At 72.8% G+C, this 13,200-nt stretch carries 10 protein-coding genes; 4 read left to right on the top strand and 6 right to left on the bottom strand.

All coding sequences use genetic code 11. The annotated features are described in order from the left end of the window. Positions 1-46: 46 nt before the first annotated feature. From ACWEFJ_RS17595 to ACWEFJ_RS17585, 3 genes are all read right to left on the bottom strand, one after another. The gene (locus ACWEFJ_RS17595; RefSeq protein WP_378084612.1) at positions 47-730 is read right to left on the bottom strand and encodes a Crp/Fnr family transcriptional regulator; all 684 of its coding nucleotides are present in this window, start codon (positions 728-730) and stop codon (positions 47-49) included. Between the two features lie 201 nt (positions 731-931). After that, positions 932-2,842: a S9 family peptidase gene (locus tag ACWEFJ_RS17590; RefSeq protein ID WP_449714360.1), complete on the bottom strand. Its 1,911-nt coding sequence runs from the start codon at positions 2,840-2,842 to the stop codon at positions 932-934. Positions 2,843-2,895: 53 nt separating this feature from the next. Continuing rightward, positions 2,896-3,906: a TerC family protein gene (locus ACWEFJ_RS17585; protein WP_378084615.1), complete on the bottom strand. Its 1,011-nt coding sequence runs from the start codon at positions 3,904-3,906 to the stop codon at positions 2,896-2,898. Between the two features lie 290 nt (positions 3,907-4,196). Here ACWEFJ_RS17585 and ACWEFJ_RS17580 point away from each other — a divergent pair, with 290 nt between their 5' ends. Together ACWEFJ_RS17580 and ACWEFJ_RS17575 are read left to right on the top strand one after the other, a co-directional pair. Beyond that, a complete protein-coding gene (locus ACWEFJ_RS17580) occupies positions 4,197-7,058 on the top strand; it encodes an alpha/beta fold hydrolase (protein WP_378084617.1) in 2,862 nt (953 codons plus the stop codon). Beyond that, entirely contained in the window at positions 7,055-7,981 is a 927-nt protein-coding gene (locus ACWEFJ_RS17575) for an ABC transporter permease (protein ID WP_449714359.1), read from the top strand. Before ACWEFJ_RS17580 ends, ACWEFJ_RS17575 begins: the two co-directional genes overlap by 4 nt. Positions 7,982-8,033: 52 nt before the next feature. Here ACWEFJ_RS17575 and ACWEFJ_RS17570 read toward each other — a convergent pair whose 3' ends face one another. Next, a complete protein-coding gene (locus ACWEFJ_RS17570; RefSeq protein ID WP_378084620.1) occupies positions 8,034-8,390 on the bottom strand; it encodes an MmcQ/YjbR family DNA-binding protein in 357 nt (118 codons plus the stop codon). Positions 8,391-8,421: 31 nt separating this feature from the next. Between ACWEFJ_RS17570 and ACWEFJ_RS17565 the strand changes: the two genes are divergently transcribed. After that, positions 8,422-8,814 carry a hypothetical protein gene (locus ACWEFJ_RS17565; protein WP_449714358.1) on the top strand — a complete coding sequence of 131 codons (393 nt, stop codon included), beginning with the start codon at positions 8,422-8,424 and terminating at the stop codon, positions 8,812-8,814. A gap of 182 nt (positions 8,815-8,996) precedes the next feature. Here the strand turns inward: ACWEFJ_RS17565 and uvrB are convergent, their stop codons facing one another. Both uvrB and ACWEFJ_RS17555 read right to left on the bottom strand, forming a co-directional pair. Further along, positions 8,997-11,156 carry an excinuclease ABC subunit UvrB gene (gene uvrB / locus ACWEFJ_RS17560; protein ID WP_378084624.1) on the bottom strand — a complete coding sequence of 720 codons (2,160 nt, stop codon included), beginning with the start codon at positions 11,154-11,156 and terminating at the stop codon, positions 8,997-8,999. A 135-nt stretch (positions 11,157-11,291) separates the two neighbouring features. Next, complete coding sequence (locus ACWEFJ_RS17555; protein WP_449714357.1) at positions 11,292-12,590, bottom strand: DUF5685 family protein; 1,299 nt, start codon at positions 12,588-12,590, stop codon at positions 11,292-11,294. 53 nt (positions 12,591-12,643) lie between these two features. Here ACWEFJ_RS17555 and ACWEFJ_RS17550 point away from each other — a divergent pair, with 53 nt between their 5' ends. Beyond that, on the top strand, positions 12,644-13,156 hold the full coding sequence (locus ACWEFJ_RS17550; RefSeq protein WP_378084627.1) for a DUF402 domain-containing protein: 513 nt from the start codon (positions 12,644-12,646) through the stop codon (positions 13,154-13,156). Positions 13,157-13,200: the final 44 nt, after the last annotated feature.

The raw sequence follows: 13,200 nt of genomic DNA, 5'->3' as shown, positions 1-13,200 counted from the left end.
GCCGCCGGCGGTCGCCGCGGGGTAGGCGATCACCGGGTTTCCCGTTTCAGGCTTCGGCGATCTGCCGCAACGCCACCGGATCCACGACCGTGGCCGCCCGGTACCCCATGGTGATGACGCCGCGGTCGCGCAACGTGCGGAACTCCCGGCGCGCGGTGTCCTCTTCCACGCCGACGAGCGACCCGATCTCCCCCTGGGTGAGGTTGAGCTTCAACGCGATGCCGCCGTCGACCCGGTGGCCGTAGGCGTCGGCGAGATGGACCAGGACGCGGGCGAGCCGCACCGAGACCGGGTAGCCGTTGTAGTCCGTGCGCCGCTGCTCGCCCCACTCCAGCGTGCGCAGGATCATCCTGTGCAGGTCGAAGTGGGCGGCCGGGTACCGCGTGAGGAAATCGGTGAACTCGGCCGCGGCGACGACCCGGACGCGGGTGTCCAGGCACGCGGTCACGGTCGCCGAACGCGGGTTGCCGGTCAGGAACGCCATCTCGCCGACCAGGTCGCCGCCGCCCCTGACGTTGAGCAGCGCCACCCGCCCGTTCTCCAGCGTCACGGTCGCCTTCACCAGACCCTGCACCAGCAGGATCACGTGGTCGGACCGCTCGCCCTCGCGCACCAGGGGGTCACCGGGCCGGTACCGCTTCGGCACGCCGAGCGCCAGCAGCGCCGCGCGCCCGGCGTCGGACACCGCCTCCAGGTAGGTGCCGGTGGGCCGAGCCGAAGGGATCGCCATCCCGAGACCTCCTCCGCCGGGCACCAGTGTGCCGCTCGCGGGGGTGGTGACGCCGGGATTCCGGCCGGTTCACCCCACCGGTCCCACACGGCCTCGGGCGGGGCCGGACCGGCCGTTCTCCCGGCGTGACGCCGGGGCGGTGCCGGGCCGGGAGGTCGCGATCGGGCCGGACCGGCGTGCGGCGTCACGCCGGAGGCCGGGTCAGCCCAGGTGGCGGGCCCACCAGTCCAGCACGGCCTCGAACCGCTGCGCGCGGTGCCTCGGTTTGCCCGACCGGGTCAGCTCGTGGCCCTCGCCGGGGAACACCAGCATCTCGGCCTCGACCCCGTTGCGGCGCAGCGCGACGAACAGCCGCTGCGCCTGTTCGAGCGGGCAGCGCCAGTCGTGCTCGGAGTGCACGACCATGAACGGCATCGAGATCTTCTCGGCGTAGGTCAGCGGGCTCATCGCGCGCTGGGCCTCCAGGCTCGGCCCGCAGTAGGCGTCGGTGAAGAACCAGCCGATGTCCGACGAGCCGGCGAACGAGTCCCAGGCGTTGACGGCGCGCTCGCTCCACGCGGCGCGGAACCGCTCGCCGTGGTGCGCGGCCAGCCAGGACGTCATGAACCCGCCGTACGAGCCGCCCATCACGCCGACGCGGGTCCGGTCGAGGTCGGGGCGCTCCAGCGCGACGTCCAGGACGGCGAGGATGTCGTCCACGTCCACCGTGCCGAAACCGCCGATCACCGCCTGGCCGTGCGCCTGGCCGTAGCCCGCGGAGCCGCGCGGGTTGGGCAGCACGACCGCGTAGCCGGCCGCCGCGTACACCTGCGCCTCGTCGAAGAAGCCCCACGTGTGGTACATGAACGGGCCGCCGTGCACGGCCAGCAGCACGGGGTGCGGCCCCTCGCCCTCGGGCAGGACGACCCAGCCGTGCACCGGGTAGCCGTCCGGCGCGGTGCCGGTCAGCTCCACCGACGGCCGCAGCGGCACGGCGGAGCCGAAGTCGGTCAGCGTGCCGCCGCCGACCAGCTCCACCTCGCCGGTGTTGTCGGAGGTGGACACCACGGCGACGATCCGGTCGCCGTCCGCGGCGAAGGACTTCACCTCGGACCGGTCGCCCGTCAGCAGCTCCAGGTCGGCCAGGACGGCGTCCTCGGCGTCCAGCGGCACCCGGCGCAGCTCGACCGCGCCCCGGTTGCGCACCGCGACCAGCACCCCCGCGTCGGTCACCACGGGCGGGCCGGCGGCCTTCTCGCAGTCCACCGTCTCCAGGTCGGTGAGCCGGGTGAGGCGCTCGCCGTCGAACCGCCACAGGCTCGTGTTGCGGGCGACGGCGGCCGTGCCCGGCGCGTGCTCGGGCGAGTAGAACAGCAGGCCGCCGTCGGGCAGCGCCACCGGGAGCATGGCCGCGCCGGGCGCGAGCACGACCAGCTCGGGCTCGCCGCCCGTCGCGGGCACGGAGTACACGTCGTTGTGGAACGCCTCGGCCGCGCCCAGGTCGCGCTCGGCGAGGAACAGCACCGCGCCGCCGTCGGCGGTCCACGCCGGGTCGGCCGCGGAGAACGTGCCGTCGGTCAGCTCCACCGGCTCGGCGTCGGGGTCCAGGGCGTCCACGGTGAACAGCCGGGCGTGCCGGTCGGCGGTGAAGCCGACGTCGTCCAGCCGGTAGTCCAGCCGGGTGATGTGCCGCGGCGCCTCGGCGTCCGGCGTCGGCGCTTCGCCGCCCTCGACGAGCGGCGCGCCGTAGCGGCCCGGCTCGGGCACCCGCGACGTGAACGCGATCCGCCGCGAGTCCGGGGCCCACACCGGCACGCCCGCGCCGAGCTTGAAGTCGGTGAGCGCGCGCGCCTCGCCGCCGTCGGCGGGCATCACGTGCAGCTGCGGCGCCTTGCCGCGGTCGGTGACGCGCAGGAACGCGACCCAGCGCCCGTCCGGGGAGATCCGGGGGGCCAGGTCGCGTTCCGCCCACGTCCAGCGCGTCGCCCCGGTGCCGTCCAGGGCGACGCGGTGCAGCCCGCCCCGGTAGGCGTTCGCGGCGACGTCGGGGGTGGAGACGTTCACCAGGACGAGGTCCCCACGCACCGACACGGAGCCGGGCTGGGTCAGCGACTGCAAGTCATCGGGGCGCACGCTTCAGCACGTTACCCCACCGATTATTAGCAAGGCTTACGAGTTTTTGACGCTCACAGATGGTCACTGGGAGCGGGCACCGGCTTCACCGCTTCCGGGTGCCTCTTCACCTTGACCAGGCTCGCGATGGTGGTGATGGCCAGCACACCCACGATCACGGAGAGCGACAACTCGATGCCGATGGTCGGCACGTGCAGCGGCTCACCGCCGTTGACGAACGGCAGCGAGTTGGTGTGCAGCGCCTCCAGGATCAGCTTCACGCCGATGAAGCCGAGGATCACCGACAGCCCGATCGACAGGTACACCAGCTTGTTCAGCAGGCCGCCGAGCAGGAAGTAGAGCTGACGCAGGCCCATCAGCGCGAACGCGTTCGCGGTGAAGACCAGGAACGGCTCCTTGGTCAGGCCGAAGATCGCCGGGATCGAGTCCAGCGCGAACAGCAGGTCGGTGGTGCCGATCGCGACGATGACGATGAACATCGGCGTGACGAACCGCTTGCCGTCGATCTTCACGAACGACCGGGCGTCCCGGTAGCCGTCGGTCACCGGGTAGACCTTGCGCACGAGCCGCAGCGCGACGTTCTCCTTGAACTCCTCTTCCTCTTCCTCGTGGTCGGTGCGCGCCAGCTTGTAGCCGGTGTAGATGAGGAACACGCCGAAGAGGTAGAAGACCCAGCTGAACTGGGCGATGACCGCCGCGCCCACGGCGATGAAGATGCCGCGCATGACCAGCGCCATCAGGATGCCGATCAGCAGCACCTTGTGCTGGTGGATCGCCGGCACCTTGAAGGTGGTCATGATGATCAGGAAGATGAACAGGTTGTCGACGCTCAGCGAGTACTCGGTGATGTACCCGGCGAAGAACTCGCCCGCGTAGGTGCCACCCGACCAGTACCAGATGCCGAGCCCGAACAGGACCGCCACACCCACGTAGAAGGTCACCCACCGGGCGGCTTCGCCGATGGTCACCTCATGCGGTTTCCGGTCGACGATGAAGAGGTCGATGGCCAGCAGGACCACCAGGCCGGCGATCGTGGCGAACCACAGCCACACAGGGACGGACATCTACCACAACCTCCGGTACATCGCGCGCACGCCAATGACCGGAGGTCTCCTCCGCCGACTGGATCAGCCGACCGGCGGCACCGGGAACCTCACGCCAGGCTCCGTGCTGACGACACCGCCGCTGGGGAGTACTCCCCTCCACGCCTACACAGTCTCACGCATGACCACGGTCCCGCGCCAGCGGGGGTGATCAGGGGCACCCGTCCGGGCTTGCCACCGGCGGGTTCGCTGAGAGCGGGAACCCCCGACCGACAGCCCGTTCTCAGGTGATCCGGCCTAAGGTCAACTCCGTGGCCTCCCTCAACCGCCTCCGCGGCAGGTGGTCGCTCCCCGCGCTGGTCGTGCTGGTCGCCCTGGTGGGCGCCATCGTGGTCTTCACGCGCCAAGGGGACGACCCCGCCCCGGTGAGCACCCGCGAAGCGGTGATCGACGTGCCGGAAAGCCCGGGCAGCGACCGCACCGTGCAAATCGACACCACCCTGTACCTGCCCGAACGCACACCGGCGCCCGCCGTCCTGCTGCCGCACGGCTTCGGCGGCAGCAAGGCGAGCGTGGCCGCGCAGGCGACCGAACTCGCCCGGCGCGGCTTCGTCGTGCTCGCCTACTCCGCCCGCGGCTTCGGCCGCAGCACCGGCCAGATCGCGCTGAACTCGCTGGACCACGAGGTCCGGGACGCGCAGAAGCTGCTCGACTGGCTGGCCACCCGCGAGGAGGTGGTGACCGACGGCGGCGGCGACCCGCGGGTCGGCGTGACCGGCGGCTCGTACGGCGGCGCGCTGGCGCTGTCCCTGGCCGGTGTCGACCGCCGGGTGGACACCATCGCCCCGGTCATCACGTTCAACGACCTGGCCCAGGCGCTGCTGCCGAACTCGGCGCGCGCCGACGACGTGCCCGCGGGCACCCCGGCGGCGGGCGCGTTCGCCGAGGACGGCGTGTTCAAGCGCTCGTGGGCGGGCATCTTCTTCTCCGCCGGCCTGTCCGGGGCGGACGCCACGAACCCCGGCCAGGAGGCCACCGAGCCCGGTCAGGACGACGACGACGCGAGGGCCGCCGACAACGCCGCCGCGGCCGTCACCGCGCCGCCGCAGCAGCAGGGCGACCCCCGGCCCGCCGGTCCGCTCAACGGCGCGTGCGGCCGCTTCCAGGCCGACGTGTGCGCCGCGTACACCGAGGTCGCGACCACCGGCAAGGCCGGACCGCAGACCCTGGAGGTGCTGCGCCGGGCGTCGCCGTCCTCGGTCACGAACAAGATCACCCAGCCGACGCTGCTGGTCCAGGGCGAGCAGGACACCCTGTTCGGCCTCGACCAGGCCGACGCCAACGCGCGCGAGATCGCGGCGAACGGCGCGAAGGTGAAGGTCGTCTGGTACGCGGGCGGCCACGACGGCGGCTCGCCCGGCCCCGAGCTGCGCGGGCAGATCGCCGACTGGATGGCGTTCCACCTCCGGGGCGAGGGCGCGGACCCCGGCACGGGCTTCGAGTACACCGTGGTGGGCGCGTTCCGCAGCAGCGGCGCGCCCTCGTTGCGCAACGTCGTCGCGCCGAGCTACCCCGGCCTGAACGGCTCGCCCGGCGCCGAGCGCCGCGACGTGCCGCTGTCCGGCCCCGAGCAGGTGGTGGTGAACCCGGCGGGCGGCAACCCGGCCGCGGTGTCCAGCCTGCCCGGCCTCGGGTCGGTGGTGTCGCGGTCCAGCTCGCTGTCGTCCCGGCTGTCGATCGACATGCCCGGCCAGGCGGCGGTGTTCCAGAGCGAGCCGCAGACCGGGCAGACGCTGCTGACCGGGTCGTCCACGGTGCGGCTGCGCGTGGCCGCCGTGCCGGGGCAGCCGGTGCCGGCCGACGGCGCGGTGCTGTTCGTGAAGCTGTACGACGCGGACGCCAACGGCGTGCGGACCCTGCCCGGCTCGGCCGTCGCGCCCGTGCGGGTGACGGACCTGCCCGCCGACGGCACGCCGGTCGAGGTCACCGTGACGCTGCCCGGCGCGGTGCGCCCGGTCGAGGCCGACCACCGGTTCCAGCTCGTCGTGTCGACCACCGACATGGCCTACGCGAACGCGCCCGAGCCCGCCGCCTACCGGATCTCGCTGGCCTCGTCCGCGCTGTCCGTGCCGGTGGTGCCGGGCGTGAACGCGACCAGCGAGGTGCCGACCACCGCGCTGTGGGGCATCGCGATCGTGCTGGTGGTGTGCGTCATCGCGGCCGTCGTGGCGTGGTTCCGGCGCAGGCTGACCGCGGACGTCGACCCGGAGCTCGAGTCGGTGCCGCTGGTGATCGAGGGCCTGACCAAGTCCTACCCCGGCGGGTTGACCGCGGTGAAGGACCTGTCGTTCCGGGTCGAGCACGGCCAGGTGCTCGGGCTGCTCGGGCCCAACGGCGCGGGCAAGACCACCACGCTGCGCATGCTCATGGGCCTCATCCGGCCCACCGAGGGCGGCATCCGGGTGTTCGGCCACCGGGTGAGCCCCGGCGCGCCGGTGCTGTCGCGGATCGGCTCGTTCGTGGAGGGCTCCGGCTTCCTGCCGCACCTGTCCGGCGCGGAGAACCTGCGGCTGTACTGGGCCGCCACCGGCCGCCCGCTGGAGCAGGCGCACGTCGAGGAGGCCCTGGAGATCGCCGGGCTGGGCAACGCCGTGCACCGGCGGGTGCGGACCTACAGCCAGGGCATGCGGCAGCGGCTCGCGATCGCCCAGGCCATGCTGGGCCTGCCGGACCTGCTGGTGCTGGACGAACCGGCCAACGGGCTCGACCCGCCCCAGATCCACCAGATGCGCGAGGTGCTGCGCCGCTACGCGGCGGCCGGGCGCACCGTGCTGGTGTCCTCCCACCTGCTCGCCGAGGTCGAGCAGACGTGCACGCACGTCGTCGTGATGCACAAGGGCACCCTGGTCGCCGCCGGTCCGGTCGAGGAGATCGCGACGGGTGGCGGCGAGGCGAGCTTCCGGGTCGACCGGCCCGACGAGGCCGCCGCCGTGCTGCGCGGCCTGGCCGGCGTGCACGACGTGCACGTGGACGGCGAGCAGGTCCACGCGAGCCTCAACGGCACGCCCCGCGCGTCCGCGTTGCAGGCCCTGGTGGCCGCGGGCGTGGCGGTGGACCAGGCGGGCCCCCGCCGCCGGCTCGAAGACGCGTTCCTGGAGTTGGTGGGCGAATGAGCGAGAACGGTGTGCACACCGACCCGGCGGCGATCTCCGACCTGACCGACGCGGCGCGGGCCGAGCGGTCGTCGGTGGCGCCGGACGGGTCGAAGGTCGGCTACAAGGCGTCGCGGACGCTGCCGGTGCGGGTCGAGCTGGTGCGGCAGCTGCGCCGCAGGCGGACGCAGCTCGTGCTCGGTTTCCTGGTCCTGCTGCCGTTCATCCTGGTGGTGGCGTTCGAGCTGGGCCAGGCGTCGCCGAACCGGCGGTCCGGCGGGTTCGTCGACCTGGCCACGGCCAGCGGCGTGAACTTCGTGATCCTGACGTTGTTCGTGAGCAGCAGCTTCCTGCTGCCGATGATCGTGGCGCTGTTCTTCGGCGACACGATCGCGAGCGAGGCGTCGTGGTCGTCGTTGAAGTACCTGCTCGCCGCGCCGATCCCCCGGCACCGGCTGCTGCGGCGCAAGGCGGTGGCGTCCGGGCTGATGTCGGTGTTCGCGCTGGCGCTGCTGCCCGCGGTGGCGTTGGGCGTCGGCGTGGTCTGGTACGGGGCCGGGGAGGCGGTGTCGCCGACCGGCGAGGCGGCGTCCTTCGGCTCGGGGGTCTACGGCGTGGCGCTGGCCGTCGTCTACATCTCCATCCACCTGTTCTGGGTGGCGGGCCTCGCGCTGTACCTGTCGGTGTCCACGGACGCGCCGCTGGGCGCGGTCGGCGGCGCGGTGCTGGCGTCGATCCTGTCGCAGATCCTCGACCAGATCACGGCGCTGGAAGGGCTGCGGGACTACCTGCCGACGCACTACGCGCTGGCGTGGGTGGACCTGCTGTCGTCGGACGTGGACTGGTCCCAGATGGCGAAGGGCACGTTCTCCGCCCTGGCCTACGGCGCGTTCTTCAGCCTCCTGGCGGCGCGGAAGTTCGCCCGCAAGGACATCACGAGCTGACACGCGCGACCCGACGAGCGGCGCACCGGGGTTCCCCCGGTGCGCCGCCGCGTCATTCGGCCGGGATCGGCCGCCGGGACCTGGGCAGCTTCGCCACCACCAGCTCGTAGGACAGGTCGAGGAGTTCGCGCAGCTCGTCGTCCGGCACCGCGCCGCCGAGCCGGACCCGGTTCCAGCCGTAGCGCCCGACGTAGGCGCTGATCTCGACGTCGTCCGGGTACCGCGCCCGCCACGAGGCGGCCTCCTCGGCCGTCGCGCCGCACTTCACCCCGACGCCGCCGCCGTCCAGGCCGATGAACGCGAAGACCTTGCCGCCGACCTTGCAGCACAGCTCGCCGTCGCCGAACGGGTAGGTCTCCTCGGCGCCGGGCTTGCCGAGGCAGTGCTCGATCACGTCGTCCAACGTCATGGCATCACGCTCATCCCACTAGGGTGCTCGGGTGACTTCCTACACGGACGAGGAGGGTCGGACGCTGCGCACCGCCGTCTTCGGGGCGATGGTGCTGGTGTCGACCGCGGAACCGGGCGCGCTGGACGAGGAGAGCCACGCGGGCATCCGCGCCATGGCGGCGTTCCCGCCGGCGGTGCGCGAGGTGCTGGGCGCGGCGCGACCGGAGCTGCCCGCCGGGTCCGCGGCCGACGTGGAGCGCGGCGTGCTGGCGGCGCTGCGGCGCTCGGTGGCCATCCTGGCCGCCAAGGACCCCGGGGACGCCGAGGCGTTCCCCGCCACCGTGGTCGCGGTGTGCGAGGAGGTCGCCTCGGCGGACGGGCGCGTCGGCGCGGCCGAGGACGCCGTGGTCGACCGGATCCGCGCCGCCGTCGGCGCTGCCTGACCCGGCGGCCGGGTTCCCTCCCGCGCGGCTCGCCACCCCGACCGGGTCCGCCCCACGCGGTTCCCCTTCACCTGCCCCGGCCCAGGCGGCTCGCCCTTCGCCGTCCCCGGCCGGGTCGTCCCGCGCAGCTCGGCTTCCGCTAGGCGTCCCCGGCCGGGGTCGTCCCGCGCGGGCCGCCTCCGCTACCTGACGCCGGCCGCGTCCATGCCGCGCAGCTCCTTCTTCAGGTCCTGGATCTCGTCGCGCAGCCTCGCCGCCAGCTCGAACTGCAGCTCGCGGGCCGCGTTCATCATCTGGTCGGTGAGCTGCTGCACGAGGTCGGCCAGCTCGGACCGGGCCATGCCGCTGGTGTTCCGGTCGGCCAGCACGCCGGAACTGGCCCGACCGGACGCGCCCGGGTCGCCGGTGGGCTTCTTGCCGCGCGAGGTGTTGCGGCCCGACCCGCCGGGCGCGATGGCGTCCTCGGCCTCGGCGTAGACCTGCTCCAGGATGTCGGTGATCTTCTTCCGCAACGGCTGCGGGTCGATGCCCCGCTCCTCGTTGTAGGCGATCTGCTTGGCGCGCCGCCGGTTGGTCTCGTCGATGGCGTGCTGCATCGAGTCGGTGATGCGGTCGGCGTACATGTGCACCTGGCCGGACACGTTGCGCGCCGCGCGGCCGATGGTCTGGATCAGGCTCGTGCCGGAGCGGAGGAAGCCCTCCTTGTCCGCGTCGAGGATCGCGACCAGGGACACCTCGGGCAGGTCGAGGCCCTCGCGGAGCAGGTTGATGCCGATCAGCACGTCGTAGTCGCCGAGGCGGAGCTGGCGCAGCAGCTCGACGCGGCGCAGCGTGTCGACCTCCGAGTGCAGGTAGCGCACCCGGATGCCCAGTTCGAGCAGGTAGTCGGTGAGGTCCTCGGCCATCTTCTTGGTCAGCGTGGTGACCAGGACCCGCTCGTCCCGCTCGGCCCGCGAGCGGATCTCGTGCACCAGGTCGTCGATCTGGCCCTCGGTCGGCTTGACCACGACCTCCGGGTCGACCAGGCCGGTCGGGCGGATGACCTGCTCCACGAACTCGCCGCCGGTCTGGCCCATCTCGTACGGGCCGGGCGTGGCGGAGAGGTAGACGGTCTGGCCGATCCGGTCGGCGAACTCCTCCCAGGTCAGCGGCCGGTTGTCCAGCGCGCTGGGCAGCCGGAAGCCGTGCTCGACCAGGTTGCGCTTGCGCGACGCGTCGCCCTCGTACATGCCGCCGATCTGCGGCACGGTCACGTGCGACTCGTCGATGACCAGCAGGAAGTCGTCCGGGAAGTAGTCGATGAGGGTGGCGGGCGCGCTGCCGGGGCCGCGGTCGTCGATGTGGCGCGAGTAGTTCTCGATGCCGTTGCAGAAGCCGACCTGGCGCATCATCTCGATGTCGTAGGTGGTGCGCATGCGCAGCCGCTGCGCCTCCAGCAGCTTGCCCTGCCGCTCGAGGGTGGCCAGCCGGTCGGCCAGCTCCAGCTCGATGTTGCGGATCGCCTTCTCCATGCGCTCCGGGCCCGCCACGTAGTGCGTGGCCGGGAAGATGCGCAGCTCGTCCACCTCCTTGACCACGTCACCGGTCAGGGGGTGCAGGTAGTAGAGCTTGTCGATCTCGTCGCCGAAGAACTCGACCCGCAGCGCCAGCTCCTCGTACGCGGGGATGATCTCCACCGTGTCGCCGCGGACGCGGAAGGTGCCCCGGTTGAACGCGATGTCGTTGCGCGTGTACTGGATGTCGACCAGGGCGCGCAGCAGCAGGTCGCGCTCGACCTCGACGCCGACCTCCAGCTTGATCGACCGGTCCAGGTACGACTGCGGCGTGCCCAGGCCGTAGATGCACGACACGGACGCGACCACGATCACGTCGCGCCGGGTGAGCAGGCTCATCGTGGCGGAGTGGCGCAGCCGCTCCACGTCCTCGTTGATCGAGGAGTCCTTCTCGATGTAGGTGTCGGTCTGCGGGATGTACGCCTCGGGCTGGTAGTAGTCGTAGTAGCTGACGAAGTACTCCACCGCGTTGTCGGGGAAGAAGCCCTTCAGCTCGTTCGCCAGCTGGGCGGCCAGCGTCTTGTTCGGGGCCATCACCAGCGTGGGCCGCTGCACCTTCTCGACCAGCCACGCGGTGGTGGCCGACTTGCCCGTGCCGGTGGCGCCGAGCAGCACCACGTCCTTCTCCCCGGCGCGGATGCGCCGTTCGAGTTCCGCGATCGCCGCGGGCTGGTCGCCCGCGGGCTGGTAGTCGCTGACCACGCGGAACTTCCCGTCGGTGCGGGGGATGTCACCGACGGGACGATGCGACGAGTGCGCCTTGACCGGGATCTCGGTTGGGAAAGCCACGGGTACGACGGTACGCCGGGGGTCCGACAATTTCCGATCCGGCCCAGGTCAGGTGGGTCACGCGGGTCGCGCGGGACATGTGGGGACCGGGCCGGGGGCGGGGGCGGGATCGGGCGGACACACGGGTTGGGCGGGTCAGCAGTCGCAGCCGCCGCAGTCGCAGCCCGGACCGCAGTCGCAATTGCACCACGCCTCACGGCGCTTGCCGCTCCACGGGCCGGGGTGCGGGTCGCGGCAGCAGAACTGGCACGTGCCGCACTCGTAGAACGCGGCCAGGCAGCCCAGCAGCACGCCCCGGCTCCGGGGCGGGTGGACGAGCTTCGGCCAGAACCACAGCCCGCTGCCCGGTCCGGGCTCCCGACCGGCCCGCTTGCCCTTGCCGCCGCCGGACGGCGGGACGGGAGGGTTGCCGCGGCCCGGCGCGGAGGGCGGCGGGACGGGACCGGGCGGCGGCACCCGACCGGCCGGCTGCCACCCCGGCGGCGGCTGGGGGTTGTTGCCGTGCGGGCCGTTCGAGCGCGAGTGGTCCGAGTGCGGGCCGTGGACGTGCGCGTCGTGCGAGCGAGGGTCGTGCGAGCGGGGGCCGTCGAGGTCGGCGAACGCCCGCCGGATCGACTCGCGCACCTCGTGCACCAGCAGCGCGTGCACCAGCCGGTCGTCGGCGAACTCCACCTCCCGCAGGGCCGGCTCGATCCCCAGCGCCGCGTCCTCGCACAACCGCCGCGCCTCGTCCGCCGACGTGCCGGTCGCCACCAGCGGGTTCCACGCGCCGGACGCCCGGTCCTCGGCCAGGTCCTCCACCGCGTCCAGCAGGTGCGCCAGCCGCCCGAACAGCCGCCCCACCTCGCGCAGCGCCGCCGCGTTGCCCGGCCGCCCGGCCAGCACCGCGGTCTGCGCCACGGCCTCGCCCGCCGCGGTCTCGGTCGGTTCGGTCACGGTCAGCACGGACGACCCGAGGCCGGCCGCCGCCTCGACCGCCGACTGCCGGCGCACCGCGTCCACCAGCACCGCCGTGTCGAACCCCAGGTCGGAGCCCGTCTCCGCCGCCTGCGCCGCCCACCGCCGCGCCACCTGCCTGCCCACGCCGCGCATCGGGGCGCGGGCGAACACGCCGTCGCGGTCGTCCACGTGGTCGCCGACCTTCGCCGACGCCAGCACCAGCGACACCGACGCGGCCAGCCGCGCCCCCGCGCCCGCGGCGACGTCCGCCGACTGCATGCCGCGCAGCGCGCACGGCCCGGCCGACCGCCGCGACCTGCCGGCCTGCGCCTCGACCAGCGCGGAGATCACCAGGCCGTCGTAGTTGGTGACCACGCGGGCCAGGTGGCCGTGGTCGTCGCGCAGCGCCAGGCACAGCCCGCACAGGTGCGCCAGCCACGACTCGCGCAGCTCGGGGCCCAGGCGGTTGCGGCAGGGGCGGATGATGCCGAACATGGCGGGAAGACTAAGCGATCATCCTGCTTTCGGGTGACGAACTCGGGACACTCATGCACATCCACCCGCCGAAGATCGAGTACTTCGACCTCGACGCGAAGAGCAACACCGACCCCAAGGGCCACCTGCGCGGCGTCGAGGAGTACCGGCTGACGCCGCACGGCCTCTACATGTTCCGCCCGGTGCCCGGCCACCCCCGGCTGTCCCACTTCGAGTCGTGGCTGCTGCCCGCGCACGGCCTGCGCGTCACCCGCCAGTCCTGGCACCCCGGCCACGAGTGCGACTACGACCTGTACGTGGACGTGGTGGAGATCAGTTCCAGCGGGTCGGTGTGGAAGACCGTCGACCTGTACCTCGACCTGATCGTGCGCACCGGCCGCAGCGTGACCGTGCTCGACACCGACGAGCTGCTGGTCGCCCTCGACCGCGGCCTCATCCAGCCCGACCGGGCGCAGTGGGCGTTGGAGACGACCTACCGCGCGGTGGCCGGCATCGCCGCGCACGGGCACGACGCGGTGCGCTGGCTCGCGGCCCAGGGAACGATCACCACGTGGCGTCGGCCGTAATACAGAGGGTCACACTCGCTGGTCAACCGCCACCCCAGTACCTT

This window comes from Actinosynnema sp. NPDC004786 (assembly GCF_053601135.1).
Note: the sequence above shows the minus strand (reverse complement) of the source record. Positions and strands in the feature narration are given on the sequence as shown.

Excerpts from the sequence above, each read along its gene's own strand:
- ACWEFJ_RS17555 (WP_449714357.1), bottom strand. The coding sequence starts at position 12,590 with ATGTTCGGCATCATCCGCCCCTGCCGCAACCGCCTGGGCCCCGAGCTG.
- ACWEFJ_RS17585 (WP_378084615.1), bottom strand. The coding sequence starts at position 3,906 with ATGTCCGTCCCTGTGTGGCTGTGGTTCGCCACGATCGCCGGCCTGGTG.
- ACWEFJ_RS17595 (WP_378084612.1), bottom strand. The coding sequence starts at position 730 with ATGGCGATCCCTTCGGCTCGGCCCACCGGCACCTACCTGGAGGCGGTG.
- ACWEFJ_RS17575 (WP_449714359.1), top strand. The coding sequence starts at position 7,055 with ATGAGCGAGAACGGTGTGCACACCGACCCGGCGGCGATCTCCGACCTG.
- ACWEFJ_RS17570 (WP_378084620.1), bottom strand. The coding sequence starts at position 8,390 with ATGACGTTGGACGACGTGATCGAGCACTGCCTCGGCAAGCCCGGCGCC.
- ACWEFJ_RS17550 (WP_378084627.1), top strand. The coding sequence starts at position 12,644 with ATGCACATCCACCCGCCGAAGATCGAGTACTTCGACCTCGACGCGAAG.